Annotated in this window: 28 protein-coding genes; 17 read left to right on the top strand and 11 right to left on the bottom strand. The window is 70.0% G+C overall.

Translation table 11 applies throughout. The features are described 5' to 3' along the window. Positions 1 to 4: 4 nt before the first annotated feature. The 3 genes from AB0L65_RS59820 to AB0L65_RS59810 form a co-directional block, all read right to left on the bottom strand. Positions 5 to 214, bottom strand: a complete 210-nt coding sequence (locus tag AB0L65_RS59820) for a hypothetical protein (RefSeq protein WP_364266032.1) — start codon at positions 212 to 214, stop codon at positions 5 to 7. Positions 215 to 432: 218 nt separating this feature from the next. Then, entirely contained in the window at positions 433 to 987 is a 555-nt protein-coding gene (locus AB0L65_RS59815; RefSeq protein WP_364266030.1) for an EF-hand domain-containing protein, read from the bottom strand. Positions 988 to 1,338: 351 nt separating this feature from the next. Beyond that, complete coding sequence (locus tag AB0L65_RS59810; protein WP_364266028.1) at positions 1,339 to 2,481, bottom strand: hypothetical protein; 1,143 nt, start codon at positions 2,479 to 2,481, stop codon at positions 1,339 to 1,341. Between the two features lie 108 nt (positions 2,482 to 2,589). Between AB0L65_RS59810 and AB0L65_RS59805 the strand changes: the two genes are divergently transcribed. The 3 genes from AB0L65_RS59805 to AB0L65_RS59795 all read left to right on the top strand — a co-directional run bounded on the left by AB0L65_RS59805 (position 2,590) and on the right by AB0L65_RS59795 (position 3,999). Beyond that, positions 2,590 to 2,763, top strand: a complete 174-nt coding sequence (locus AB0L65_RS59805; RefSeq protein ID WP_364266026.1) for a hypothetical protein — start codon at positions 2,590 to 2,592, stop codon at positions 2,761 to 2,763. 485 nt (positions 2,764 to 3,248) lie between these two features. Further along, positions 3,249 to 3,818, top strand: coding sequence for a helix-turn-helix domain-containing protein (locus AB0L65_RS59800; protein WP_364266024.1), 570 nt, complete (start codon positions 3,249 to 3,251; stop codon positions 3,816 to 3,818). A gap of 10 nt (positions 3,819 to 3,828) precedes the next feature. Beyond that, positions 3,829 to 3,999 (top strand): hypothetical protein, encoded by a 171-nt coding sequence (locus tag AB0L65_RS59795; RefSeq protein WP_364266022.1) that lies wholly within the window; start codon positions 3,829 to 3,831, stop codon positions 3,997 to 3,999. Positions 4,000 to 4,677: 678 nt separating this feature from the next. Here the strand turns inward: AB0L65_RS59795 and AB0L65_RS59790 are convergent. Next, positions 4,678 to 5,283 carry a helix-turn-helix domain-containing protein gene (locus tag AB0L65_RS59790; RefSeq protein WP_364266020.1) on the bottom strand — a complete coding sequence of 202 codons (606 nt, stop codon included), beginning with the start codon at positions 5,281 to 5,283 and terminating at the stop codon, positions 4,678 to 4,680. A gap of 87 nt (positions 5,284 to 5,370) precedes the next feature. Here AB0L65_RS59790 and AB0L65_RS59785 point away from each other — a divergent pair, with 87 nt between their 5' ends. After that, positions 5,371 to 6,552, top strand: coding sequence for a cytochrome P450 (locus AB0L65_RS59785; protein ID WP_364266018.1), 1,182 nt, complete (start codon positions 5,371 to 5,373; stop codon positions 6,550 to 6,552). A gap of 128 nt (positions 6,553 to 6,680) precedes the next feature. Here AB0L65_RS59785 and AB0L65_RS59780 read toward each other — a convergent pair whose 3' ends face one another. From AB0L65_RS59780 to AB0L65_RS59770, 3 genes are read right to left on the bottom strand one after another with little or no spacing between them, the layout of a single operon-like run. Continuing rightward, on the bottom strand, positions 6,681 to 7,883 hold the full coding sequence (locus AB0L65_RS59780; RefSeq protein WP_364266016.1) for a sigma-70 family RNA polymerase sigma factor: 1,203 nt from the start codon (positions 7,881 to 7,883) through the stop codon (positions 6,681 to 6,683). Then, the gene (locus tag AB0L65_RS59775; RefSeq protein ID WP_364266014.1) at positions 7,880 to 8,218 is read right to left on the bottom strand and encodes a YciI family protein; all 339 of its coding nucleotides are present in this window, start codon (positions 8,216 to 8,218) and stop codon (positions 7,880 to 7,882) included. Before AB0L65_RS59775 ends, AB0L65_RS59780 begins: the two co-directional genes overlap by 4 nt. Before the next feature lie 22 nt (positions 8,219 to 8,240). After that, positions 8,241 to 8,639, bottom strand: coding sequence for a VOC family protein (locus tag AB0L65_RS59770; RefSeq protein ID WP_364266012.1), 399 nt, complete (start codon positions 8,637 to 8,639; stop codon positions 8,241 to 8,243). Positions 8,640 to 8,859: 220 nt separating this feature from the next. Here AB0L65_RS59770 and AB0L65_RS59765 point away from each other — a divergent pair, with 220 nt between their 5' ends. The 7 genes from AB0L65_RS59765 (at position 8,860) to AB0L65_RS59735 (ending at position 15,200) form a co-directional block, all read left to right on the top strand. Then, positions 8,860 to 9,273, top strand: coding sequence for a helix-turn-helix domain-containing protein (locus AB0L65_RS59765; protein ID WP_364266010.1), 414 nt, complete (start codon positions 8,860 to 8,862; stop codon positions 9,271 to 9,273). Then, positions 9,266 to 11,314 (top strand): cation-translocating P-type ATPase, encoded by a 2,049-nt coding sequence (locus AB0L65_RS59760; RefSeq protein WP_364266008.1) that lies wholly within the window; start codon positions 9,266 to 9,268, stop codon positions 11,312 to 11,314. The genes AB0L65_RS59765 and AB0L65_RS59760 overlap by 8 nt, the downstream gene beginning before the upstream one ends. Next, entirely contained in the window at positions 11,311 to 11,679 is a 369-nt protein-coding gene (locus AB0L65_RS59755) for a DUF3703 domain-containing protein (protein ID WP_364266006.1), read from the top strand. Before AB0L65_RS59760 ends, AB0L65_RS59755 begins: the two co-directional genes overlap by 4 nt. A gap of 54 nt (positions 11,680 to 11,733) precedes the next feature. Beyond that, positions 11,734 to 12,522 (top strand): metalloregulator ArsR/SmtB family transcription factor, encoded by a 789-nt coding sequence (locus AB0L65_RS59750; protein ID WP_364266004.1) that lies wholly within the window; start codon positions 11,734 to 11,736, stop codon positions 12,520 to 12,522. Continuing rightward, positions 12,519 to 12,911 (top strand): VOC family protein, encoded by a 393-nt coding sequence (locus tag AB0L65_RS59745; RefSeq protein WP_364266002.1) that lies wholly within the window; start codon positions 12,519 to 12,521, stop codon positions 12,909 to 12,911. Before AB0L65_RS59750 ends, AB0L65_RS59745 begins: the two co-directional genes overlap by 4 nt. Before the next feature lie 162 nt (positions 12,912 to 13,073). Then, entirely contained in the window at positions 13,074 to 14,342 is a 1,269-nt protein-coding gene (locus AB0L65_RS59740) for an APC family permease (protein ID WP_364266000.1), read from the top strand. Positions 14,343 to 14,486: 144 nt separating this feature from the next. After that, on the top strand, positions 14,487 to 15,200 hold the full coding sequence (locus tag AB0L65_RS59735) for a MerR family DNA-binding protein (RefSeq protein WP_364265998.1): 714 nt from the start codon (positions 14,487 to 14,489) through the stop codon (positions 15,198 to 15,200). Here AB0L65_RS59735 and AB0L65_RS59730 read toward each other — a convergent pair. Further along, complete coding sequence (locus AB0L65_RS59730) at positions 15,185 to 15,880, bottom strand: DUF998 domain-containing protein (protein ID WP_364265996.1); 696 nt, start codon at positions 15,878 to 15,880, stop codon at positions 15,185 to 15,187. The two genes, AB0L65_RS59735 and AB0L65_RS59730, sit on opposite strands and share 16 nt — an antisense overlap. Before the next feature lie 172 nt (positions 15,881 to 16,052). Between AB0L65_RS59730 and AB0L65_RS59725 the strand changes: the two genes are divergently transcribed. Further along, complete coding sequence (locus tag AB0L65_RS59725; protein ID WP_364265994.1) at positions 16,053 to 16,529, top strand: transcriptional regulator; 477 nt, start codon at positions 16,053 to 16,055, stop codon at positions 16,527 to 16,529. Continuing rightward, positions 16,526 to 17,398 (top strand): SAM-dependent methyltransferase, encoded by an 873-nt coding sequence (locus AB0L65_RS59720; RefSeq protein ID WP_364265993.1) that lies wholly within the window; start codon positions 16,526 to 16,528, stop codon positions 17,396 to 17,398. The genes AB0L65_RS59725 and AB0L65_RS59720 overlap by 4 nt, the downstream gene beginning before the upstream one ends. Before the next feature lie 6 nt (positions 17,399 to 17,404). Here the strand turns inward: AB0L65_RS59720 and AB0L65_RS59715 are convergent, their stop codons facing one another. Both AB0L65_RS59715 and AB0L65_RS59710 read right to left on the bottom strand, forming a co-directional pair. Further along, positions 17,405 to 18,280: an alpha/beta hydrolase gene (locus AB0L65_RS59715; protein WP_364265991.1), complete on the bottom strand. Its 876-nt coding sequence runs from the start codon at positions 18,278 to 18,280 to the stop codon at positions 17,405 to 17,407. 69 nt (positions 18,281 to 18,349) lie between these two features. After that, positions 18,350 to 19,564: a cation:proton antiporter gene (locus AB0L65_RS59710; RefSeq protein ID WP_364265989.1), complete on the bottom strand. Its 1,215-nt coding sequence runs from the start codon at positions 19,562 to 19,564 to the stop codon at positions 18,350 to 18,352. 281 nt (positions 19,565 to 19,845) lie between these two features. On the opposite strand from AB0L65_RS59710, the gene AB0L65_RS59705 reads away from it, so the two are divergent. The 4 genes from AB0L65_RS59705 to AB0L65_RS59690 all read left to right on the top strand — a co-directional run bounded on the left by AB0L65_RS59705 (position 19,846) and on the right by AB0L65_RS59690 (position 23,790). Then, positions 19,846 to 20,292, top strand: a complete 447-nt coding sequence (locus AB0L65_RS59705; RefSeq protein WP_364265987.1) for a CBS domain-containing protein — start codon at positions 19,846 to 19,848, stop codon at positions 20,290 to 20,292. After that, positions 20,289 to 21,572, top strand: coding sequence for an ArsB/NhaD family transporter (locus AB0L65_RS59700; protein ID WP_364265985.1), 1,284 nt, complete (start codon positions 20,289 to 20,291; stop codon positions 21,570 to 21,572). Before AB0L65_RS59705 ends, AB0L65_RS59700 begins: the two co-directional genes overlap by 4 nt. Positions 21,573 to 21,709: 137 nt before the next feature. After that, positions 21,710 to 23,173, top strand: coding sequence for an FAD-dependent oxidoreductase (locus tag AB0L65_RS59695; protein WP_364265983.1), 1,464 nt, complete (start codon positions 21,710 to 21,712; stop codon positions 23,171 to 23,173). After that, entirely contained in the window at positions 23,170 to 23,790 is a 621-nt protein-coding gene (locus tag AB0L65_RS59690) for a TetR/AcrR family transcriptional regulator (protein ID WP_364265981.1), read from the top strand. The genes AB0L65_RS59695 and AB0L65_RS59690 overlap by 4 nt, the downstream gene beginning before the upstream one ends. A 70-nt stretch (positions 23,791 to 23,860) precedes the next feature. Here the strand turns inward: AB0L65_RS59690 and AB0L65_RS59685 are convergent. Continuing rightward, positions 23,861 to 24,828, bottom strand: a 968-nt coding sequence (locus AB0L65_RS59685) for a Na+/H+ antiporter NhaA (protein WP_364265979.1), incomplete at its 5' end; no start/stop codon positions are given.

The raw sequence follows: 24,828 nt of genomic DNA, 5'->3' as shown, positions 1-24,828 counted from the left end.
TTGTTCACTTTGAGCACGTGTAGCACAGGCCCCAGCCGTCGAACATGAACTCCTCTTCTGCGCCCTTGAACTTGTCGTGCTCGTACAGGCAGAAGGCCAGCTCACAGGAGCTCACCGCCGGGTCCACCTCGGCCTGCGCAGTGGAGCCGACCCCCACCAGGCTGACCAGGGCCAACGCCACCACACCGGCGCTGCGCACCCTCGCTCGCTTCATGCACACCTCATTCTCGTGGAGCCGAAATTGTTGTGATCATAGTCAGGTACATGCCGGAAAATTCCACGAATTGGGTTAAGTGGCGAGCATGCCCAACCTCGTGTATGCGGCCAACGGGTCACCCCCACGTACCCCTGTGGGGGTGCCGTGGGCGGCCGGGCACAAAGCGAGAGGCCCGTCACCGCGTTTCCGCTGGTGACGGGCCTGATCACGAGAGCTCAGCCCGCACCCGTCTGCCCCAGGATCGCCGATCCAGGGGCAACGGGGTCTTCACTGGTGAGCAGCACCCAAACGCCTTCGGCGTACTCCTGGCGGGAGATCCTGCCGTCGCCGTCGGTGTCCAGTTGGGCGAAAGCACCCTCGGCCACCTCATGGGGGATACCCATCCCGCTGAAGAAGTGATCGAGTTCCGGCGCTGAGATGAACCCGTCTTCGTCGGTGTCGGCGGCGTCGAAGGCGGCGCACGACAGCGCGCTGGTCATCTGCTGGAAGTGCGGATGGCTCGCGACCAGGTGGTCCACCGCCTGGGCGAACTCCGCCTCGCTCACCGCGGCATCGCCATCGAGGTCGGCGTCCTCGCGGATGTGTTCCCACCAGTCCGCGCACAACTGCTGAATGGCCTGATGCTGACGCGAGCCCGGGTCGGGGGCCACCGCGGCACATACCTTGTCCGCGATGTGCTTGAAGTCATCGGCAGCGATCTGCCCGTCGCCAGTGCTGTCAAGCAGAGCGAACAGGGCAGCGACGTTGGACTCGTGCAGAGAGCGGGTCACAGGTGTACCTCCCGGATCGAACGGCGTGGATCGCGACCGATCCCTAAGTATCCGGATGGCTCCGCTCAGTGACAGATGGCGTCATGGTGGCGACGCGGCAACACTAATGTGCCTTGAGAGACCGCGTGGGAGCAGTACGCCGGTGCTCGCGAAATAACGGCCTCCGGGAGAGAGTCCGACCACTGTCAAGCCATGTGGATCGTCAGTCACGCCTCAACACTCGACATCATCACTCATGACCCCGAACCTTCCTCCGATGCCGACAACACCACCCGGCGGCACAGCACCCACAACGGGCCACCGCCCATCACATAGCCGAGCCGTACAAGCTGGTGACCAGGAGCGATGCCGCTATTCGATCGTGCGGAGCGCGCCCTCGGCCAGCACGTGCGCCGCCTTGATGCCGTCGGGCACGCCCGGGGCCTCCAGCCACTTCGGTTCCAGGTGATCCGCCCAGTCGATGATCTCGGAGGCGAGAGCCAGTGCCTGCGCGTCGCGGCCGTGCACGAGCTCCACGGCGAGCCGCAGGTACGCACCCTGCCGCGTCCCGTCGAGCTCGGCGGCCAACGCAGCGATCCGGTCGGCGGCCCGCACACCGTGCCCGGGATGCTGCGCGGCAAGGACCGCGAGCACGAAACGGATTCCCGGCGGCTCGGCGTCCCACCGGTCCAGCAGCACCGGAACCTGGTCACCGACGGTCCGGAACACCTCCTCGGTCCACGCACCCGGCTGGAGTGGCTCCTCCTCGTCCAGCGCGAGGTCGGCGAACGCGACCAGGTTGTCGTTGCGGCGGCCACCGGCGGCCATCAGCCACAGATAGAGGTCCCGGCGCTGACGCGCGGGCACCACGTCGGCGACGATCAACTGGGTGAGGAACGGCAGCGCGGGGGCGGTGGCCTCATAGCAGTCGCCCTGGTGCAGCAGGTCGTCGCCGAACAACTCGTCGAGGACCTCGTCCCACTCCCCCGTCCCGTCCGCCAGCTCGCGCAGCAGGTCGGGGACGTCGTCGGCGGAACCGTGCGCATGCTCCAGATCACGCCACGGCACGTCGTCGAGACCGGCCAGCTCCACGATCCCCGGGGCGGCGAAGTCCGGTGTGAGCGCCAGTGGTTCCAGAGGCGGCGCCGGGACGACGGTGACCTCCGGGACCGGCGGACGCGCCTTTGTCCCTCTCACCTCGATCGGGGCGGTCCAGCTGCGATACTCGGCAATCCTGCCGACGTCGAACCGGCTGCCGCCACTGGGCCGGCCACCATGCATCCGCGCGATCGCCGCGGCTTCCCGGCTCACCGCCTCGATCTGCCGGTGACCCACGGTGTCGAGCGGGTAGGGCCCCTCGTCGAGCGCCATCACCAGCCAGCCACTGTCCGGGTGCGGACGGGCGAAAACGCAGGGGAACCCGTACTCCGCGAGCTGCTCGGCGAACGCCTGCGCCGTCCCCTCGTCGGGCACGACGAAGTCGTGCATCCCCGCCATCGCGCTCCAACCGGCCACGCGCTCGTCTCCGTCCTGCCGCTTCTGCCGTCCTCCTCCTGCCAGCCTGCCAGATCGCCCGTTCTCGTTTTCCGCGACTGCCCGGCCTCCCGCGGAAGGCGAGCTCGAATGACCGCGTTCGACGCCTCGCTCTACAACGCTCCCGGGCGCCTGCCGAGCCGGGGCGAGTCCGCCGCCGCCCACCACGACCTCGACGTCCGCACCATTCTCCTCGAGGTCGGCGCCCGCAACCTCGTAGGCGGCCAGGAAGACCTGATCATCGACATCGCGGCGCAACGCTGAATCACAGCCGCACCGAACAGCGGGCAGTGGGTTCGGCGGGATCGACCCGGCGACGGCCAGGGGGTTCGCGCAGGTACTGGACTGCGCTGAGGAGCAACTCGACCTGGCGATGAGCACCGCCCACAGCGCGTTCCGGGCCCGGCGGCGTGACGATGACAAACGGCGGGCCGTACTGCGCGAGGCCGCAGCCACGGTCGGGGCGCTCCCAAGCTGGTCGTGCACCAGCTTGTCCTCGATCTGCACGACAAGGGCCTGGTGAGCGTCACAGAGAGCCTCGCCTGCCAACAGGCGGCGCCTCGGGCGTAGCGGGCCGGCTGCCTGTGGGTTTGTCCGCTGCCGGGAAAGATCATCCTGCGTATATCCCACGAGGCAGCGGCAGGCAGGATCATCCCTTCACACCACCAGGCTCGACGCCACCAACGCGTGATTTCAAGATCCAGTAGACGTCTTGAGCATCTTCGCCTGCTGGTCTTACCGTCGTGGCCATGCGACAGATTGACGACCCGGACGTGCTCAAGGTCTTGACCAGCCGGTTTCGATGGAAGCTCTTCAGCCTCCTCTTCCGGATCGGCCCGGTCACGGTGAGCGAGCTCGCCAGACGGATGGATGCCGACCCCGGCCAGGTGAGCTATCACCTGCGGCAGCTGCAGAAACATGACTTGATCGAGGACGTGCCGGAGCTCGCCCGCGACAGCCGGGAACGCTGGGTGCGGTCAGCCATGGGCGGGTTGGCGGTGGTGAAAGACTTCGAAGCCCCGCAAGACAGAGCCGTGGTGCGGGCGTGGACTTCACAGTGGGTGATCGACCAGTTCGAGCGGCTGCGCGACTTCGAACGCACTCACATGACGCTTCCTGAGGACTGGCAGAACGCGGGCTTCGGAAGCAGCCGCCACCTACGGCTCACCAAGGATGAGCTCGCGGAGCTCGGCGACCAGCTCAATGCCGTGTTGCAGCCGTGGCGCGAGCTGACCAATTCGCGCGTCGAATCGAGCGAGGCTCCGCCGGACACCCGCCCGATCTTCCTCTTCTACCACGCATTCCCCGAGGAACCCTGAGGAGCCTTCCATGCATCACATGTATGAAGAGCTCGTCCGTGCGGACCTGGCCGAGCAGCGAGCCGAGGCCGCACGGTTACGCGTGATCCCGCAGCGCCCGCGCCGACCTGTTCTTCTGCGCCTCCGCGGCCGGTTCGCGATCACCCTCCGCCGCCTCGCCGACCACCTCGAACCTGCCTGACCAGTACCACCTGGCGGTTGCTCCGGGCACGAAGGTCGGCAGATGGATCGACTGGTTCCCATCTCCCGAGACGGTCACATGCGGTCACGGTCATGAGATGGCGCACCTGCTGACCATCGCCAAGTTGGGAGCACGATCCCGGATCCGCGACGAGGTGGGTACCGCTTGAGGAGCGGCCCCTCCTCAGCTCGGACTTCGACCCAGAGCAGATGGGTCCCTCCGGGCCCATGATCGGCGATGCCGGACGACACCCGGGGATGCGTAGGAAACGGTAACCTTCGGGCCCAACGTCGCGGCCCGAGCGGCTCGGGCAATGCCACGCTGAGGCTCCCACTGTCCACCTACGGCCGAGTCAGCGCCCACATGCGTGGCCACGCGATCTAAGAACACCGTTATCCGAATCTTCGATCGCCCCCGACCACGAATGGAGACCGGCCATCACCAGACGGTTGTAGGGCTGCATATGTGAGGCGGCGGCGCGAGCACCGAGCCGGTCGCGATCCCGCCGGCGTCGGTCGGTTCATCTCGCCCCACCGCCTTGCCGAGAGGACCTGTCATCCAGCTCGCCGACGCCCAAGCTCAGTGCTGATCCGCCCACTCCAGTCACGTGTCCCGACACCTGATCGGAACCGATCACTGCCGATGATGGCCGTACGCGGTGACCCGCTGCCGGACGGCTCAAGGTTGGGCGGCGGCCATGACGCCGTGTACGGCCTGATCGATGCGCTGAGCGGCCTGGTCGGGGTCGGGCTGGCCGGCATCCAGCCAGGCGATGACGGCCTCGAGGGTCAGGGTGGGGATCAGGTTCGCGGCCCAGTCCAGCCAAGGGCCCGCGGGGATCCTCCTGGCCAGGTTGCGGCGGGCGACCTCCCGGGAAGCAGCGGTCATGGAGTCGATCAGCTCGCGGAAGTCGGGCTCGCGGGCCGCGTAGCGGAACAGCAGCCTGAAACCGTCGGGGTCGGCCGCAGCAGCGCGCACGAGGGCGGGGAGAGCGCGCTCGTCGAAGTCGTCGGTGCCGGTGGCCTCGGCCAGCCGCACGCACGCCCGGTCGAGCACGGCTCGGTACAGGTCGGCCTTGGAGTCGAAGTGCCGATACAGCATCGCCCGGGTCAGCTCGGCCTCGGCGGCGATGTCGTCGAGGCCGGTGGCGGCGTAGCCGGCGCGGGCGAAGGCGCGGGTGGCGGCGTCCAGGATCTGCTCACGCCGCTCGGCGCGCCGCAGCCGCCGCACCGGTGAAGCCGGGACGGCCTCAGGGCCGGTGCCGCCTGCTTCGGGGTTGCTCATCCCGCCTCCACTTGTAGAAGCGGAAGTATACATGTAGCTTTTTAGACATTGGAGTATACAAATCCGCGTCTACCTCTTGGGGGAGCCGTGTCCGAACCCGTCCGGCTGCCGTTCCAGCAGCCCGGCCCGATGCAGCCGGCGCCGCTGCTGCGCCGGCTGCAGGCCCAAGGCCCGATCCACGCCATCCGCACCGCCGTCGGCGACCCGGCCTGGCTGGTGACCGACTATGAGCAGGTACGCGCTCTGCTGGATGACGACCGGCTCGGTCGCGCTCACCGCGAGCCCGAGCGCGCTTCCCGCACCGGCGAGTCAGCACTGTTCGGCGGTCCGCTGGGCGACTTCGACACCGAGCAGACCGACCACCGGCGGATGCGTGCGCTGCTGCAGCCGCATTTCTCGCCCAAGCGCATGCGCGCGCTGCGCGGCCGCGTCGAGGCGCTCACGGCGAACCTGCTGGACGAGATGGCCGCCGCCGGCCCGCCCGCCGACCTGCACGCCGCGCTTGCCCTGCCGCTGCCGATCGCGGTCATCTGCGAGCTGCTCGGCGTCCCGTTCGAGGATCGGACGCAGTTTCGCGCCTGGACGCAGGCTGCCGCCGACATCACCGACCGGGCCCGCTCCGAGCAGGGGCTGGCCGAACTGTTCAGCTACGGGCAGCAGCTGGTGGCCCGCAAGCGCGCCGCAGGGGAAGCGGACGCCGATGTGATTTCCCGGCTGGCCGCCACCGACGGCGTCAGCGACGACGATGCCGCCGCGATGGGCATGACTCTGCTGTTCGCCGGGCACGAGACCACGGTCACCGTGATCGGCAACGGTGCGCTGTGGCTGCTGACCGCCCCCGGCCAGTGGCAGGCCCTCGTGGACGACCCGTCCCGGATCGACGCTGCCGTGGAAGAGATTCTGCGCGCGCCTGGTCTGGGCGGCAACGGCATCCCCCGCTACGCCCGCACCGACCTGGCGATCGCCGGAGTCCACGTCTGGGCCGGAGACCTGGTGCTGCTGGACACCGGCGCGGCCAACCACGACGCCGCCGTCTTCGCCGATCCCGACCGCTTCGATCTCGACCGGCCGCCGGCGTCGCACCTGACCTTCGGCCACGGCGCCCGCTACTGTATCGGCGCGCCACTGGCCCGCATCGAACTGCAGGTCGTCTTCTCCCAGCTCGTCGCCCGCTTCCCCACCCTGAAGCTCGGCTGCGCGGTGGAGGAGCTGACGTTCAACCCGAACGTGCTCACCGGCGGCCTCACCGCCCTGCCCGTCACCTGGTGAAGGCGACCGTACGGCGGCCGTCCAGTCGATGACGACGAGGCGTCCGTCGTCGTCGATCAGGGCGCCGTGGCACATCACTCCGCGAATGCTTGACCAGCGGGCGAGGTCGGCCGGGATCGCCCGCTTGATCAGCCCCAGCTGATCCGTTCCTCCAGCAGCGCCTGCTGGGCCGGGTTGGCGGTCAGCTCCAGCGCCCGCTCATCGGCCCGGCGCGCCTCGTCGCGGCGTCCCAGCTCGCGCAGCAGCTCGGCCAGGGTGGCGTGGAACAACGGGTAGCGCTCCAGCGCCGCGCCGACCTCCTTCAGCTCCGCCAGCGCCGCCTCCACTCCTTGCGCATAGCGCACCGCGATCGCCCGATGCAGGCGGGCGACCGGCGACGGCGCCAGATACAGCAGCATGTCGTACAGCATCATGATCTGCGGCCAATCGGTGTCGGCGAAGGTCGTGGCCTCGGCGTGACAGGCCACGATCGCCGCCTGCACCTGGTACGGTCCCGGCCGGTGGTAGGCGCGCGCCGTACGAGTCAGGAGCGCGGTCGCCTCCTCGATGGCCTGCCGATCCCACAGCGAACGGTCTTGATCGGCCAGCAGCACCAGCCGGCCCTCTGCATCGAAGCGGGCCGCGCCGCGCGCCCGGTGCAGCCGGATCAGCGCCAGCAGCCCGGCCGCCTCCGGCTCCTTCGGCATCAGATTCGTCAGCAGCGCCGCCAGCCAATCGGCGTCGTCGACGAGGTCGCGCGCGTGCGCTCGTTCGCCTGTGCTGGACAGATAGCCCTCGTTGAACAGCAGGTAGATGACCGCCAGCACCTCGCCCAGCCGCTGCGGCAGCTCTTCCTGCGCCGGGATGCGGTAGGGGATCCCGGCCTCGCCGATCTTCCGCTTGGCCCGCGTGATCCGCTGCGCCACCGTGGTCTCGGGCACCACGAACGCCGCGGCGATCTGCGCCGTGCTCAGCCCGCACACCACCCGCAACGTCAGCGCGATCTGGGCCGAGCGCGACAGGGCCGGGTGACAGCAGGTGAAGATCAGCCGCAGCCGGTCGTCGAGCGGAGCGGGTTCCGGCCAGGTGAGCTGGGCGAGCTTGGCGCGGTAGTTGGACTCGCGCCGCAGCACGTCCAGGCCGCGCCGCCGGGCCACGGTGAACAGCCAGGCGTCGGGCCGCTCCGGCACGCCTTCGACCGGCCAGCGACGCAAGGCCGTCTCGACCGCGTCCTGCACCAGGTCCTCGGCGGCGGAGAAGTCGCCGAGCAGCGACACCAGGGACGCGGCCAGCCGGCCCGCGTGCTCACGCACGGTTCGGGCCAGCATCTCCGCGCTTGCCTGCTCAGTCATGACGCCGGGCGGATCTCCACGATCGGGCAGGCGGGCCAGGTACGGGCCAGCTTCAGCGCCTCGTCCAGGTCTGCCACCTCCACTTCGGCGAATCCGCTGACCACCTCCTTGCCCTCGACGAACGGCCCGTCGGTGACCACCGGCTCGCCCACGCCCAGCCGCATCGTGGTGGCGGTGTGCACCGGATGCAGGTGCGTGTGGTGGGTGATCTTGTCGGCGTTCTCGGCGAACCAGCGGCCCACCGCCTCATAGGCGGCCTCGCGTTCCAGCTCGCCCATCTCCTCCAGTTCCTTGGCGAACTGCTCGGTCTCGACGAACATCAGCACGTACTTCACGATCGGTTCCTCCCCTTCCGTGTCAGCTTGCCGGGAGCGTCGCGTACAAGTCCACGCCGTTGCCGTCCGGGTCGGCGACCGTGGCGTACCGCATACCCCAGAACGCGTCGAACGGCTCGGCGATCCCGCGATAGCCGGCCTCGATCAGCTCGGCGTACTTGGCGTCCACCCCCGCCGGGCTGTCGAACTCGAAGCACAACAACGTGCGCGGGCCGCCGGTCGGCGCGGTCCAGCCGGGCAGGAACGGCGTGCGGAACGGCTCGGTGTCGAGCATGACGTGCAGCCCGTTGGGCAGGTCGCAGCCGGCGTGTTCGGGGCTGTGCGGGTCGAGCTTGAACTCCAGCCCGAGGTGGGCATAGAACGCGATCGTCGCGTCCATGTCGGACACCACGATGTCGATCGTGTTCAGCGTCGGGTTCATGACGGCTCCGTTTCCTGGATCGGTTCTTGGCCTTCATCAGGAAGACGATCGGCACCCGACCTGACACGACATCACCGGCCGGACATTTGCCAGGGCAGGCCGCTGCGGTGCATCTACCACCGGCATTCCAACTCCGGGCAGCACGCCAAATGGCACCTTAGTACAGCAGATCCTGAATCAAGTCTGTACTTGATTCAGGATCGACTGTATCGTCGAGAACATGGAGACGACCGACTCCCCTACCTTCGCGGTGGCCGTCAACGCCGAGGCGCTGGCCCGCGTGGGCACCGCACTGGCCGACGAGAACCGGCGCCGGCTGCTGCTGGAGCTGCTGAACGAGCCCGCCTACCCCGCCGACCTGGCCGAGCGGCTCGGCATGACCCGCGGCAACGTGTCCAACCACCTGGCCTGCCTGCGCGGCTGCGGGCTGGTGCGCACCGTGCCGGTGGGCCGCCGCGTGCGCTACGAGTTGGCTGACCCCAAGCTGGCGCACGCCCTGGCCGAGCTGGCCTCCCTCGTACTGCTCGTCGACCAGGCCGAGACCACCCCCTCCGGCGAGCCCTGCACGCCCGGCGACTACTCCTGCACGGCGCAGAGCGACCCGCTCCCAGGGGAAGAGGCAGGCCATGTCTGACGCATGCTGCGCCACCACCACCCCGGACATCGAGACCGCAACGACTCCCTCGGCGATCTGGCAGGTGCGCGAACTGCAGGCGGCCGCCACCTCCGGGGTGCTGTTGCTGGCCGCCCTGCCGGCGTCGGACAGGTGGGCGACGGCACTGCGACTGGCGGCGCTGGTGGTCGGCGCGGCCACCTTCGTCCCCGGCACTCTGCGCGCTCTGATGCGGGGACGGCTCGGCGTCGGCCTGCTCATGACCATCGCCGCCATCGGCGCCGTCGCATTGGGCGAGTACGGCGAGGCCGCCACGCTGGCGTTCCTGTTCTCCATCGCCGAAGGGCTGGAAGGCTACGCGGTGGCCCGCACCCGGCACGGCCTGCGCGCCCTGCTGGACCTGGTGCCCCCGACCGCGCGCGTGCTGCGCGACGGCGCCGAATCCGAGGTCTCGCCCACCGACCTGCGCGTCGGCGACGTGCTGCTGGTACGGCCGGGCGAGAAGATCGCCACCGACGGCGTGGTCACCTCCGGCCGCAGCGCCCTCGACACCTCGGTCGTCACCGGCGAATCGGTGCCCGTCGAGGTCGGTCCCGGTACGGAGGTCTTCGCCGGGACGGTCAACGGCACCGGAGCACTGGAGATCATCGTCACCGCCACCGCCCGCGACAACTCGCTGGCCCGCCTCGTCCACATCGTGCACGAGGCCCAGGAGCGCAAGGGCACCAGCCAGCGCCTGGCCGAGCGCTTCGCCCGCCCACTGGTGCCCGGCGTGCTCGTGCTGGCCGCGCTGGTGGCCGGCCTGGGCAGCCTGCTGGGCGAACCCGACGTGTGGATCGAGCGCGCCCTGGTGGTGCTGGTCGCCGCCGCCCCCTGCGCGTTCGCCCTGTCCGTACCGGTCGCCGTGATCGCCGCCATCGGCTCCGCCTCCAAGGCAGGCGTGCTCGTCAAGGGCGGCGCCGCGGTCGAGGCGCTGGGCAAGGTCAAGATCGTGGCCCTGGACAAGACCGGCACCCTGACCCGCAACGAGCCCGCCGTCATCGACGTCATCACAGCTCCGGCCACCGAACGCGACCACGTCCTGGATGTGGCCGCCGCGCTGGAGGCCCGCAGCGAGCATCCGCTGGCCACCGCGATCCTCGCCGCCCGCCCCGCCCCACGACCGGCCGACGAGGTGGCGGCCGTACCCGGCAGTGGGCTGCGCGGCACGGTCGGCGGCCGTCCCGCCCGGCTGGGCAAACCTGGTTTCATCGAGCCCGGCCCGCTCGCCGACGACGTGACCCGGCTGCAGGACGCCGGCGCGACCGTCGTCCTCGTCGAACACGACAACATCCTGCTTGGCGCAGTCGCCGTACGCGATGAAGTCCGCCCCGAAGCCGCCGAAGCCGTCGCCCAGCTCAAGCGGCAAGGCGTCGAGGTCGTCATGCTCACCGGCGACAACGCCCGCACCGCCGCCGCGATCGCCGCCGACGCCGGCATCACCGACGTCCACGCCGAACTCCTGCCCGCCGACAAGGCCCGCATCGTCACCGAACTGCAGGCCCGCGGACCGGTGGCCATGGTCGGCGACGGAATCAACGACGCCCCCGCCCTGGCCACCGCCGAGGTCGGCATCGCCATGGGCGCCATGGGCAGCGACGTCGCCATCGAGGCCGCCGACATCGCCCTCATGGGCGAGGACCTGCGCCGCCTGCCCGACGCCATCGCCCACACCCGGGCCGCCCGCGCCATCTTCATCCAGAACCTGCTGATGTCCGGCGGCATCCTCATCACCCTCGTGCCGCTGGCCGCCACCGGCGTGCTCGGCCTGGCCACCGTGGTCGCCACGCACGAACTGGCCGAGGTCCTGGTCATCGCCAACGGCCTGCGCGCCGGACGGCGCACCCGCCTGCCCCACCACGCCGCACTGCGCGCCGCCGCCCGCGCCGCGCGTACAGCCCCGCAGCCGACACCGCAACCGGTCGCCGCACCGCTCGCCCCGGCCGGCAGGACACTCCTGCCGATCGCGGCCGGCGCCTGCACCGACGGTTGCTGCTCGCCCATCTCAGAGGATTCCCTATGATCGGCCGCCCGATGCCCGCCCGCATACGCGCCGCCTACCGCTTCGAGATGCGCGCCGCCCGCACCGCCACCGACGATGCGGCGCGCTGGCGGCACCTGGAACGGGCGCACATCATCTCCCAGCCGTGGCCCTGGCCGCACACCGCCAACCATGTCGCCATGTTCGCCCTCGCCGTACGCCAACGTGACCGGCGTGAGGCGATCGGCCAAGTGATCCGGATCATCGTCGCCGCGCCCGGCTCCGCGCTCGGCCGCTACCCGGAGGGCAACACCGGCCGCGCCACCGTCGGGCTCACCCAACCCATGCCCATCCCGAAAGACCTGGCCCTACTGACGCTGCGGCCTGCGATGAACGGTCCTCGGTGATGTCAGCGCACCCACCGAAATTCCATCAAACCAGTTTGATGTATTATCCGAAGCATGGTGCCCGGTCAAACCGTTCCGCCGCCGTTCGTCCGGTTGGCCGCCCATGAGGTGCGCTGGCGGCTCCTGAGCGAACTGGCACGCAGCGATCTGCGCGTGCGGGAGCTCGTCACCCTGCTCGGCCAGCCGCAGAACCTGGTCTCCTACCATCTGCGGCTCCTGCGCTCGGCCGGGCTGGTCGAGGCCCGCCGCAGCAGTTTCGACGGCCGCGACAGCTACTACCACCTGGACCTGGAGCAATGTGCGCACGCAATGGCCGCCGCCGGTGCCGCCCTGCATCCCGCGCTGCGTCTGCTCCCCGCCGAGCCGGCGAAAGCGGCAGGAACATCGGCGGTGCCTTCCGTGCTGTTCATGTGCACCGGTAACAGCGCCCGTTCACCCATCGCCGAGGCCCTGCTGCGCCACCGCGTCGGCAACCGCGCCGAGGTGACCAGCGCCGGCAGCCACCCCAAAACGCACCTGCACCCCGACGCCGTGCGAGTGCTGCGCCAGAAGTACGGCATCGACATCGCCGACCAGCGCCCACGGCGTCTGGACACGATGACCGGCCGCCGCTTCGACTATGTGATCAGCCTGTGCGACAAGGTCCGCGAGGTCTGCCGCGACTTCGACGACCACCCGCAACGCCTGCACTGGAGCATCCCCGACCCCGCCGCCGCCAACGGCGACAACACGGCCCGGGACAGCTATCCCGCCTTCGACCGTACCGCCGCGGAGATCGACCGCCGCATCCGATACCTGCAGCCCATCCTTTTGCCCACCCCGCACCGGGAGGTTCAGCCATGACAGCAGCCGACCAGGTCGCCAGCGTCCGTTACATCGTCGACGACGTCCAAGCGGCCATCGACTTCTACACCACTCACCTCGGCTTCACCCTGAACTTCAGCGCGGCGCCCGCCTTCGCCGACGTGGTACGCGGGCCGCTGCGGCTGTTGCTGTCCGGGCCCACCAGCTCCGGTGCCCGTGCCACCCCCGACCAGGCCGCAGGCGCGGGCCGCAACCGCATCCACCTGATCGTCGACGACCTGGACACCGAGATCGCCCGGCTGCGCGACGCGGATCTGTCGTTCCACAGCGACGTGGTCTCCGGCCCCGGCGGGCGCCAGATCCTGCTCGCCGACCCCGCCGGCAACCTGATCGAACTGTTCCAGCCCGCCCATCGGCCCGCGTCCTGAGCGACGCCTCTGAACAACGGGCCCGAAGCCATATGTCCCATGGGTGAGCCGATCGGCTCACCGCACGTACCTAGATGCTGTTCGTCGGCGTGCACAACGCCGCACCCCCAGCCAAGCAGTCTCGTGACCCGAGATCGGGATCCGTTCCAATGGGAGGTCGCCGTGGCAGGCACACCCGCCCCCACCGGTCAGGGGCAACTGGAGCGCCGCCTGGGCCTGGCCGACGCGGTCGTCATCGGACTCGGCTCGATGATCGGCGCCGGCGTCTTCGCCGCCTTCGCGCCGGCCGCCCGCGCCGCCGGTTCGGGGCTGCTGCTCGGGCTGATGCTCGCCGCGGTGGTCGCGTACTGCAACGCGACCTCCTCGGCCCGTCTGGCCGCCCGCTACCCCGCCTCCGGCGGCACCTACGTCTACGGGCGAGAGCGTCTGGGGGACTTCTGGGGCTACCTGGCCGGATGGGGATTCGTGGTCGGCAAGACCGCCTCGTGCGCGGCGATGGCGCTGACCGTCGGCTCCTACCTCTGGCCCGAGCACGCGCACGCTGTCGCGGTGACCGCCGTGGTGGCGCTCACCGCGGTCAACTACGCCGGGATGCACAAGACGGTCTGGCTGACCAGAGCGATCGTCGCCGTGGTGGTGGCCGTGCTGGCTGCGGTTGCGGTCATCTGCCTCACCTCCGGCGCCGCGAACGCCACACGCTTGGATGTGGCCTCTGATGCCACTGTCGCCGGGACACTGCAGGCGGCAGGTCTGCTGTTCTTCGCCTTCGCCGGGTATGCCCGCATCGCCACGCTGGGCGAGGAGGTCCGCGACCCGGCCCGGATCATCCCCAGGGCCATCCCGCTCGCGCTCGGCCTGACCCTGGTGGTGTACGCAGCGGTCGCGGTGGCGGCGCTGACCGTGCTGGGCAGCACAGGTCTGGGCCGGGCGACCGCCCCGCTGGCCGAGGCCGTGCGCGCCGCCGGGCTGCCCGCCCTGGCACCGCTGGTCAGCGTGGGCGCGGCGGTGGCCGCGACCGGCTCGCTGCTGGCGCTGATCCTGGGTGTCTCCCGCACCACGCTGGCCATGGCCCGCGACCGGCACCTGCCGCACGTGCTGGCCGCCGTCCACCCCCGCTTCAAGGTCCCCCACCGCGCCGAGCTGGTCATCGGCGCCATCGTGGCGATCCTGGCCGGTACGGCTGACCTGCGCGGCGCGATCGGCTTCTCCTCCTTCGGCGTGCTGGTCTACTACGCCATCGCCAACGCCAGCGCCTGGACCCTCACACCCGGCGAGGGCCGCCCCGTGCGGCTGATACCCGCCGTCGGCTTGGCCGGCTGTTTGACCCTCGCTTTCGCCTTGCCGCTTTCCTCAGTGATCGCGGGAGTAGCGGTGCTGACCGTTGGCGCCGCCACATACGGCCTACGACGGGCGATCCAGCGACCTGCCTAAGTTCGCTGTCAATAGAGACCAGGCGGGCCGTGATGCGCGCTTTTGGATGTATGTCCGCATGAGGGGAAGTGGTCAGGCGGCTACGGAAAGTAACGCGCCACGCCGCTCGATGGGGAGATCTCCCTGGCCAAGTACGTCGACGCGGTGCCGCGCCTGCCGATACCGGAGCCGCAGCGGTCGGCATACCCCGGGGCGGACTACTACGAGCTGACGATGCTGCAGGCTCCCTGGCGTTTCCACCGTGACCTGCCGCCCGGGCAGGCCTGGGGATATTGGGCCGCGGGCGAAGACGGACCGATCGGCCTGGGCTACCTGGGGCCGACGCTGGTAGCGCGACGGAACCGCCCGGTGGTGGTCCGCTACCGCAACCACCTGCCCACCACGCACCTGCTGCAGCCGGCGGTCGACGTCACCTTGTGGCGCACCGTTCCCGGGGACCCGCCCGGCGTCCGGATGCCCCAGGACTTCCCTTCGGCCAGGAACGTCTGGGCCGTCCCTCACCTGCACGGCGCCTTCAACCCACCGCAGGCCGAACAGGCCGGAATCAACCTCCAGACCCTGCGCTACTACGAACGCCGCGGGCTGATCGCCGAACCGGCGCGCAGCCCCGGCGGGCACCGCGCCTACCCACCCGAAACCGTCGCCCTGCTGACCGTGATCAAAGCCGCCCAGCGGCTCGGCTTCACCCTGGCGGAGGTGGCCGAGCTGATCGACACCGGCCGGCCCGGCCACCCCACCCCCGACCTGCGCGCCCGCGCCCAGGCCAAGATCACCGAGGTGGACGCACGAATCGCCGACTTGACCACCATCCGGGAAGCGCTGACCCAGGTGGTCAGCGCCGGTCATGGTGCCTGGTGAAGCGGATGTTGGGTGCCTGCCGGAGGTGTGGTCGGACCTCCGGGGACGTTGCTGCGCAGGAGATGAACGCCCACCGCGGTGATCCAGCCAAAGCCGGTCAGCAAAGAGAGGTGTTCAAGCAGGCCCGCGGGGGCCGGACGCCACAGGCCCAGGACATCGAGGCGGTAGGCGATGCCCGCGGCGAAGGCGAAGGTGATGATCAGGGAGCCGGACAGGCGCGAGTTGACAACCCAGGCGCGACTCTGCCGTCCCAGGCGCCGGGCCAGCACGAACGCGGCGGCGCTTAACCCGGCGAACAGGGCGAAGCCGGCTGCCTGGTGGATGAGGCCGCTGGTGGTGAGCCCGCCGGTGGTCGAGGCCGGCTGCCCGGGCGGATAACCCAGGGCTGGATCGGTGGGCACCAGCCCGGCCACGATCATCCCGGTCGCCGCGACCGCGATCAGTACCGGTCCCCAGGTGGCGCCGTGGCCGCCGCGCAAGACCCGGCGTAGCCCGGCCGCGAAGGCCAGCAGGAGCAGCCCGCCGAGCACGAAGTTGGCCGTCTGCAGCCAAGCACGTTCGCCGGTGCCGAGCTGGCTGGCGCCGTGGTGCCAGAGGCTGTAGCCGGGGCGGGTGGCGCCGTCGGCCCATAACAGCACCGGTACGAGCACACCGGCGGCGACGCCGCTGCCGATCAGCACCGTGAGAGTACGCGTGGCCATAGGAAAGTCCTCCGTTCTCCGCAACCGCAGGTCACGGGCCGACCAGGCTTCCCGGCTCACCAACAGCACGCCCCTTGGTTGAGGCGTATCTTTGATCAATACATGGATTTTAGCGCATACTGAAATAACTGCAATGGGAGGCGGATCGGGCGTGACCGAACAAGAGCAACTGCTGGAGTGGGTGGAGCGGGTCGCCATGTACCTGGCGCGCGACGGGGTGCCGCCGATCGCCGGGCGGGTGCTGGGCTGGCTGATGATCTGCGATCCGCCCGAGCAGTCCGCCGGGCAGATCAGCGACGCCATCGGCGCCAGCCGCGCCTCGCTGACCTCGAACCTGCGGCTCCTGACCAGCATGGGCTTCCTCGACTGGCGGACCCGGCCAGGCGAGCGGACCGTCTACTACCGGATGGCCGAGGACGCTTGGACGGTTGTGGTGCGTCGGCAGGTCGCCGGGATCGCCGCGTTCTTGGACATCACCCGGGATGGACTGGCGCTGACCGGCCAGGAGGAGGACCGTGCCGGGCGGATGCATCAGGCGCACGCCACGTTCGAGTGGATGGCAAAGGTGTTCGACGACGCCCCACTGCCACCATCGCAGGCACGGGCCGATCGGAGGGATGAGGCATGACGCGGCGGCCCGCGGCGGCGCAGACCGCGCTCGGCCCCATGATGATCGCCGCCGCCGAGCAGTACGAGCCGCCCGGCCGGCGCCTGATCGAGGACGGGCTGGCGATCGGGCTCCTGCCCATGACCATGCGCGCAGCCGTCCGGGCATGCCGATGGCCTGCCGTGCGCCGATGGATGATCGCAGCATCGGAGAAACGCGCACCGGGGATCTGGGGCGCCGTGCTGTGCCGCAAGCGGTACGCCGACGACAAGGTCACTGAGGCCTTCCATACCGGGATCACGCAGGTGGTGGTGCTCGGGGCGGGGCTGGACACCCGTGCCTGCCATCTGACGCCGTCCGGCGGGCGCGCCTATGAGCTGGACCTGCCGGCGAACGTCGAGGACAAACAGCAGCGGCTGCAAACACTGTCCGGCGGCGTGCCGGAACACGTGCGGCTGATCGGTGTCGACTTCGAGACCGACGATCTGGGGGAAGTGCTGGCCGAGCACGGGTTCCAGACTGGGAGGCCGGCGGTGTTCGTGTGGGAGGCGGTCACGCAGTACCTGACCGAGGAGGGGGTTCTCGCCACCTTGGCGTTCTTGTCCCAGGCCGCGGCAGGCAGCCGGCTGCTGTTCACCTACGTGCTGCGGGATTTCTTGGACGGTGGCGGCCACGGGGCTATGGCGCTGCACGAGGAGTTCGTGGTCAAGCGGCGGCTGTGGCGGTTCGGTCTGGCTCCGGGAGAGGTCGGCGGCCTGCTGGCGAGCTATGGCTGGGTGGAGCGTGAGCAGGTCGGCGCCGCCGAATATCGGGCCCGCTACCTGGAGCCGGTGGGTCGTGAGCTGCTGGTGTCCGACCTCGAACGCTTCGTCTATGCCGAGAAGCGGTAGCCGCGCTCAGCCTGCGGCGAGGAAATCACGGATCTTCGCGGCGATGCGGGGGTGGTCAGGGCCGAACCAGATCATGTGGCTGTCGGCCCGGGTGTCCACCAGTTCGGCATTCGGCATCGCCGCAGCCAAGGACTCGGCGTGAGCGAAGGGCACTGACCGGTCGTTGCGGGTGGCGATGACCAGCGTGGGCTGGCTGACCTGCGCGGCGCAGTCCGGCACGGGGAGCATGTCGGCGACGAAGCCGCTTCCGGAGCGCATCACTGTGAACAGTCCGGCCAGCGTGGCCCGCTCGGCGGCAGACAGGCCCGCCAGGACCTGGCGGGCGGGCAGGATTGACAGGTCATGGAGCAGCAGGCGCAGCCCCAGGGACGGTGCGAGGCGGACCAGGGACCGCAGGATCGCCCAGGTACCGGCCTCCACCCGGGCATTGAACACCACCCGGCCGCCCAGCGGGGTCAGCCGGTCGGGCCAGGGCAGGAATCCGACGGCGCTTTGCAGGATGACGCGCTCGACCAGGTGCGGGTGGCGGGCGACCATGGTCAGCGCGGTACGCCCGCCGGCCGAAATCCCCACCACTGCGGCCAGGCGTTCGATGCCTAAGGTCTGGCACAGCTGGGCGGTGGCGTCGGCGAAGCCGGCCGGCGTGGTGCCCGTGGTCATCGGCGTACGCCCGTAACCGGGGCGCGAGGGCGCCAGCACCGTGAGACCGGCGTCGGCGAAGACCTCCTCCCCCAGCGCCAGCCCTGCCCGCATGTGACCGCCGTGGAACACCACGACCGTCCTGGGACCATCGCCCTCCAGCCGGTATTCCACCGGGCCCGCCGGCAGGCGCGCGACGACGGTAGCGCGCTCGGAAAAGGCTGCGCGGGAAGTGGACACCATGACACCTCCTTGTGTGAAAGGGGGACGGGCAGATATCCGGGACGAGCCGGCGGATCAGCCCCGGCACGGTCACTCCCGTCGGCGCATCTTGCGGGTGACGCTCCCGTACCAGGCCGGCACCTCACGCTCGTCATCGAACCAGCGCGCCACCACGATGTCGGTCGAGGAGTGCAGCAGGATCGAGGCCACGATGGTCACCGCGACGAGCTGGAACACCTGCTCGGCGGGCGCGATGCCGGAGCCGAGCACGAGCAGCCCGTACACGACGGAGGCGAAGCCCTTGGGGCCGAACCAGGCCACCGCCGCCTGCTCGCGCACCGACAGCCCCGATCGCAGGAACGACAACCAGATGGCCGCCGGCCGGGCGAGCACGAGGGCGAGGATCGCGAACAGCCATCCCTGCCAACCGACCGACCCGAGCAGGGACGGGGTGATGAGCGCGCCGAACACCAGCAGCGCGGCCAGCTTGAAAACTTCGGCGATGAGCTCGCCGAAGTGCTCGAACGACTCACGTTGCCGCTGCCCGATGGTGGCGACGGTGATGCCGGCGAAGAAGGCGGCCAGGAACAGGTTGCCGTGTGTGGCCTTGCCGACGGCGAGCACGAGCAGGCCGATGGCCAGGGCGTTGAGCGGTTCGTACTGCGTCGAGGCGGAGAACCAGCGCGTCTGCTCCAGTTTGATCGCCGCCCAGGGGATGACGACTCCGATGAGCACGCCAAGGCCGAGCTCCAGACTGAGCTCGCCCAGGTGCAGGTTCTGCGCTCCGGAGGCGATGGCCAGGAAGAGAATGACGAACGGCAGCGCGAGCCCGTCGTTGACCCCCGACTCGACGTTGAGCAGCTGCCGCAGCCGGGGTGGCACCTTCTCGTTGCCGACCAGGGCGGCGGCGAAGACCGGGTCGGTGGGCGCCAGGATGGCGCCGATCAGCAGAGATTCGACCCAGCCCAGCCCCACAAGGTAGTGCGCACCCACGGCGGTGATGACCAGGGTGAGCGGCAGTCCCCAGCCGAGCGCCCGCCCCGGCAGTCTCCAGGCGCTGCGCAGCTCCGGCCAGCCCACCCGCATTCCGTCGGTGAACAGCACGGTGAACAGAGCCAGCTCGGCCAGCGTCGCCACCAGCTCGTCGCCCGGCTTGAGCGAGACCACGCCCAACACCCCGTCGCCGAGGACGAACCCGGCCACCAGGAACAGCGCGGCCGTGGACAGGATGGTGCGGTGGGCCAGGCTGGACAGCAGCACAGCCAGCAGCAGCACGCCCGCGAACGCCGTCAGTAACGCGCTCATCAGGGGCACCGCGAAGAACACATCATGGAACGCCTCCGGTCGGTCCAGCTATCGCGATCTTGCCGACCAGACTTCCCGGCGCACCGACGCTCACCTTAGCAGCGGCCGTGTCAAGCGAACAGACGGATTCTTGACGGCGCCGACGGCCGCCTTCACGGTGAACGGGGCGGTGAACTGCCGATCCGCTCGCGGCGATCTTGACAGGCCTTGATACGTTGTCTACAGGTGAGCCGGGAAGTCTGGTCGGCACGTTCTGTCCCCGTTGAGCGAAGGATGTGCCGGTGCGCGCCCGAGAGTTGCTTACCGACTTCCCCACGGTCCGCCTGGATTCTCCCGTGATCGACGCGGCCAGGTTGCTGGCCGAGCAGGACCTGCCGGGTCTCATCGTGGTCGACGGCGGAGACTCGCCGGTCACGATCCTGCCCGGCACGCAGGTGCTGCGTCTGGCCGTGCCCGGCTACTGCCAGGACGATCCGGCGCTGGCGCGGGTGGTGGACGAGGCCCACGCCGACGCCTTCCTGCGCGAGCTGCACGACCGTACCGTACGCGACGCCCTGCCACGGCAGCCGCGCGAACTCCCGGTCGCCGACCCTGAGGCGACCGTGTTGGAACTGGCCGCGCTGATGGCCCGCACCCACAGCCCGCTGGTCGCCGTCGTCGACGAGTACCGGCGGCTGATCGGGGCGGTGACGCTGCAGGCACTGCTGGACCGGGTGCTCCCGATATGAGCGTGCTCGCGTGGGTGAGCGTGGCGGTCTTCCTGGTCGCGTACGCACTGATCGCCACCGAAAAGGTCCACCGAGTCGCGGCCGCGCTCGGCGGCGCGGGAATCATGCTGCTGATCCATGCCACCAAGGGCGAGGCGGCGTTCTTCTCCCGGCACGCCGGGATCGACTGGAACGTCATCTTCCTCCTGCTGGGCATGATGATCATCGTCGGTGTCCTCAAGCAGACCGGCGTCTTCGAATACCTCGCCATCTGGGCCGCCAAGCGTGCCCGGGGCCGGCCGTTCCGGTTGATGGTGCTGCTGGTGCTGATCACCGCTGTGGCCTCGGCGCTGCTGGACAACGTGACCACCGTGCTGCTGGTCGCACCGGTGACGTTCCTGGTGTGCGAACGGCTCGCCGTCAACCCGGTGCCCTTCCTGATCGCCGAGGCGATGGCCTCCAACATCGGCGGCGCGGCCACCCTGGTCGGCGACCCGCCGAACATCATCATCGCCAGCCGCGGGGGCCTGACCTTCAACGACTTCCTTGCCCACATGGCCCCGATGGTCATCGTTCTGACGGCGGTGTTCGTGGGGTTGTGCTGGCTGATGTTCGGCCGGTCATTCCGCTACGACCCCGAACGCGCCGAGTCCGTCATGGCGCTGGACGAGCGGGAGGCGATCGCCGACCGGCGGCTGCTGTGGCAGTCGCTGGCCGTGCTGGCGTTGGTGATGGCCGCGTTCGTGCTGCACCCGGTGCTGCACTACGAGCCCTCGGTGGTCGCGCTGCTGGGCGCGGGCGTGCTGGTGGCCGCGACCAAGGTGACCACCGAAGAGGCCATCGCCGAGGTCGAGTGGCCCACGCTGGTGTTCTTCGCCGGTCTGTTCGTCATGGTCGGCGCTCTGGTCGAGACCGGCGTCATCAAGGAACTGTCGCGAGCCGCCGTCTCGGTCACCAGCGGGCAACCGGAGGCCACCGCCCTGGGACTGCTGGGCGTCTCGGCCGCGCTGTCGGCCATCGTGGACAACATCCCCTATGTCGCCACGATGAGCCCCATCGTGGAGCAACTCGTCCAGGCCAACGGTGGGCACGACGTGCTGTGGTGGGCGCTGGCCTTCGGTGCCGACCTCGGCGGCAACGCCACCGCGGTCGGTGCCGCGGCCAACGTCGTCGTTCTCGGCATCGCCGCCCGCAACGGCACGCCGATCAGCTTCTGGCAGTTCACCAAGTACGGCCTGATCGTCACGGCGGTCACCGTCGCCCTGGTCGCCCCGTACCTGTGGCTGCGCTACCTCCTCTGACCAGCGTCAGCACCCACAGGTGGACAGAGTGGGCCACAGCGACCCCTCATCTGCAGCAAGACACCCCCTCTGGACACACCGGAGTAGTTGATGGATTATGTTTACGATCCCGTTCCGTTAATAAATTGAGGCTGATCATGGAGACCGATGTTCTGGTGGTCGGCGCCGGGCCGGTGGGCCTGGCGACGGCGTGCGCGTTGCTGCAGTACGGCGTCTCGGTACGCGTGATCGACAAGGCAGCGGGACCGGCCACCACGTCCCGGGCGAACTTCGTGCACGCTCGCGGCTCGGAGGTGCTGGACCGGCTGGATGCTCTCGGCGATCTGCCGGAGGAGTCGGTGCGGGCGATGGCCATCACCACGTACGCGGGGGACCGTCCGATGATGAAGATCCGGTTCGGCGACCCAGGGCTGGGCACCGCGGCTCCGCCGATGGTGATCTCTCAGGCCAGGGTCGAGGCGCGGCTGCGTGAGCGACTTGCCGAACTGGGCGGACAGCCGGAATGGGACAAGAGACTGACAACCTTGGACCAGGACGCGGCCGGGGTCACCGCGGTGCTGGCCGATGGGAGCACCGCCCGGGCGGGCTGGCTGGTGGGCTGCGACGGAAGCGGCAGCGCGGTTCGTAAGCTGGCGGGGATTCGCTTTCCCGGGGTGAAGGTCAGCGAGCGGTTCCTGCTAGTCGACGGCCGCCTCGACCCCGAGCTGGACCGGTCGGGCACCAGCGGCTGGGCGCACCCCGACGGCGTGCTGGGCGCCATGCCGATGCCGGGCGATCAGTGGCGGCTGCTCGCCTACGACGCCACCTTCCGCGACGACAAACCCGGCGAGGAACAGATCGCCGAACGCATGCGACGCATCCTGCCCGAACGCACCGGCCTGACCGGTCTGCGTCTGCACGACGTCACCTGGGCGTCGTTGTTCAGCGTCCACCGGCGGCTGGCCGACACCTATCGCGACGGGCGCATCCTGCTGGCCGGGGATGCCGCACACGTGCATGCTCCGTTCGGCGGGCAGGGCATGCTGACCGGGCTCGGCGACGCCGAGAACCTCGCCTGGAAGCTGGCCCTGGTCGTGCAGGGGTTGGCCGCGGAGCGCCTGCTCGACACCTACCAGGCCGAACGCCGCCCGCTGGCCACCCAGGTCTTGCGCGGCAGCACCGCCGCCACCAAGGTCAACATCGCCGGCAGCCCGCTCGGCCGCCTCCTGCGCGACCAGGTGCTGATGCGGGTGTTCAACCAGGCATGGATCCAGCGCTGGACCACGTACACGACCTCCCAGCTGTGGGTGAGCTACCGGCGCGGCCCGCTCGGTGGGCGCGGTCGCAAGCCCCGCCCCGGCGACCGCATCGGCGACCTGGCCTGCGAACGCCCCGACGGCAGCCGCACACGCTTGCACGCCGAGCTGCGCGGGAAGTGGGCCGTGCTCGGCGATCAGCCCGCCTTCGAGGCAGCCCGGCAGCGGCTCGGCGACCAGGTGGTCAGCCTCCGCGCCGCAGGGCCCGCAGGCGGGCTCGCCATGCTCGTACGCCCGGACGCCCACCTGGCCTGCAAGGGCGGCCCCGCCGAGCTCGCCCGCTGGCTGGACGGAGCCCTCGGATGACCGCCACCCGAGGGCGCGGACGCCCGCGCGACCCCGAGACCGACACCGCGATCCTGAACGCCGCGCTGGAGCTGTTCGTCGAGCGCGGCGTCGAGGGCACCAGCATCGAACAGATCGCCAAGCGCGCCGGGGTGGGAAAGCTGACCGTCTACCGCCGCTGGAGCACCAAAGAGGACCTGCTCGCCCAGGCCATCGAACGGTGGGTCAGCGACGAGGTGACACCGTCGGCCGCCGACGTCTCCGCCCTACCGCCGCAGGCCATCGTCGAGCACATCCTTCCCGCAGCGGCCGAGATGGCCGCGAGCCCCGACTTCCGCGCACTGGTCGCCCGCATCATGGGCTCCGCCGTGAGCCATCCATCGCTGATGGCCGTCTACTGGAAGCACTACATCCTGCCCCGCCGAGAGCTGGCCGCCGCCATGCTCCGGCGCGCCCAGCAGGACGGCATGGTGGCCCCCGACACCGACCTGGACGTGCTGATCGACATGATGGCCGGGGCCGTGACCTATCGCGTGCTGCAGCCGGATCCGCCGGACGCCGCCGAGATGCTGCGCTACCTCACCGCCGTCTACCGCCAGGCCGGCCTGTATCCGCCCACCCAGCAGACGCATTCATGACAGCAACCTCCCCTGGGCCTGGAGGCCGGGGTACCGGTCCGGGCGGGGTGCTTGTGCAGCGGGCGAAGAACTAGGGCTGCTGGTAGAGGTCGGGAATCCCGTCGTGGTCGGAGTCGGCGGTCTCGGCCTGGTGGATCCGCCGGTAGACGCGGGCACGCAGCCGAAGGATCATCGTGGCCAGCAAGGCGGCGGCCAGGGAACCGGCCAGGATCGCGATCTTGACCCGTGCGTCGGCCTCGCCCGTGCCGAACGCCAGTTCCCCGATCAACAGCGACACGGTGAACCCGATGCCGGCTAGGACGGCCAGCCCGGCCATGTCGATCCAGGCCAGCCCTTCGTCCAAGGTGGCGCGGGTGAAGCGGGCCACCAACCAGGTGGCGGCCAGGATGCCGACCGGCTTGCCGACCAGCAGTCCCGTCACGATCCCCATCGCCACAGGGTCGCTCAGCGCTCCGGCCAGCCCGCTGAGGCCACCGAGGCTGACCCCGGCGGAGAAGAACGCGAAAACGGGCACGGCCACACCGGCGGACAGCGGCCGGAACAGGTGCTCGAAGTGCTCGGCCAGCCCCCGCCTGTCCGCCGTACCGGTCCCGGTGCCGCCCGGCGGTGTCCGGGACAGCACGGGGACGGTCAACGCCAGCAACACGCCGGCCACGGTGGCGTGCACCCCTGAGGCGTGCACCAGTGCCCAGCAGGCGAACGCCAGGGGCAGCAGCAGCCACCACGCGCGTACGCCCCGTCGTACCAGTACGGCGAAGACCGCCAGCGGCACGACAGCTGCCAGCAGCGGGAGCACCGACAGGTGCGAGGTGTAGAAGATGGCGATGATGATGATGGCGATCAGGTCGTCCACCACCGCCAGGGTCAGCAGGAACGTGCGCAGCGCGTCCGGCAGGGAGCGGCCGATCACCGCGAGCACCGCCAGCGCGAAGGCGATGTCGGTGGCCGTCGGGATCGCCCACCCCCTGGCCGCCGTTCCGCCGGCGACCGCCAGATACACCAGTGCGGGCGCCACCACGCCGCCGACGGCCGCGGCCA

The organism is Nonomuraea sp. NPDC052116, from assembly GCF_040680035.1.
In the GTDB taxonomy this organism is placed as follows: domain Bacteria; phylum Actinomycetota; class Actinomycetes; order Streptosporangiales; family Streptosporangiaceae; genus Nonomuraea; species Nonomuraea angiospora_A.
This window is presented reverse-complemented; position numbering and strand designations above follow the sequence as displayed.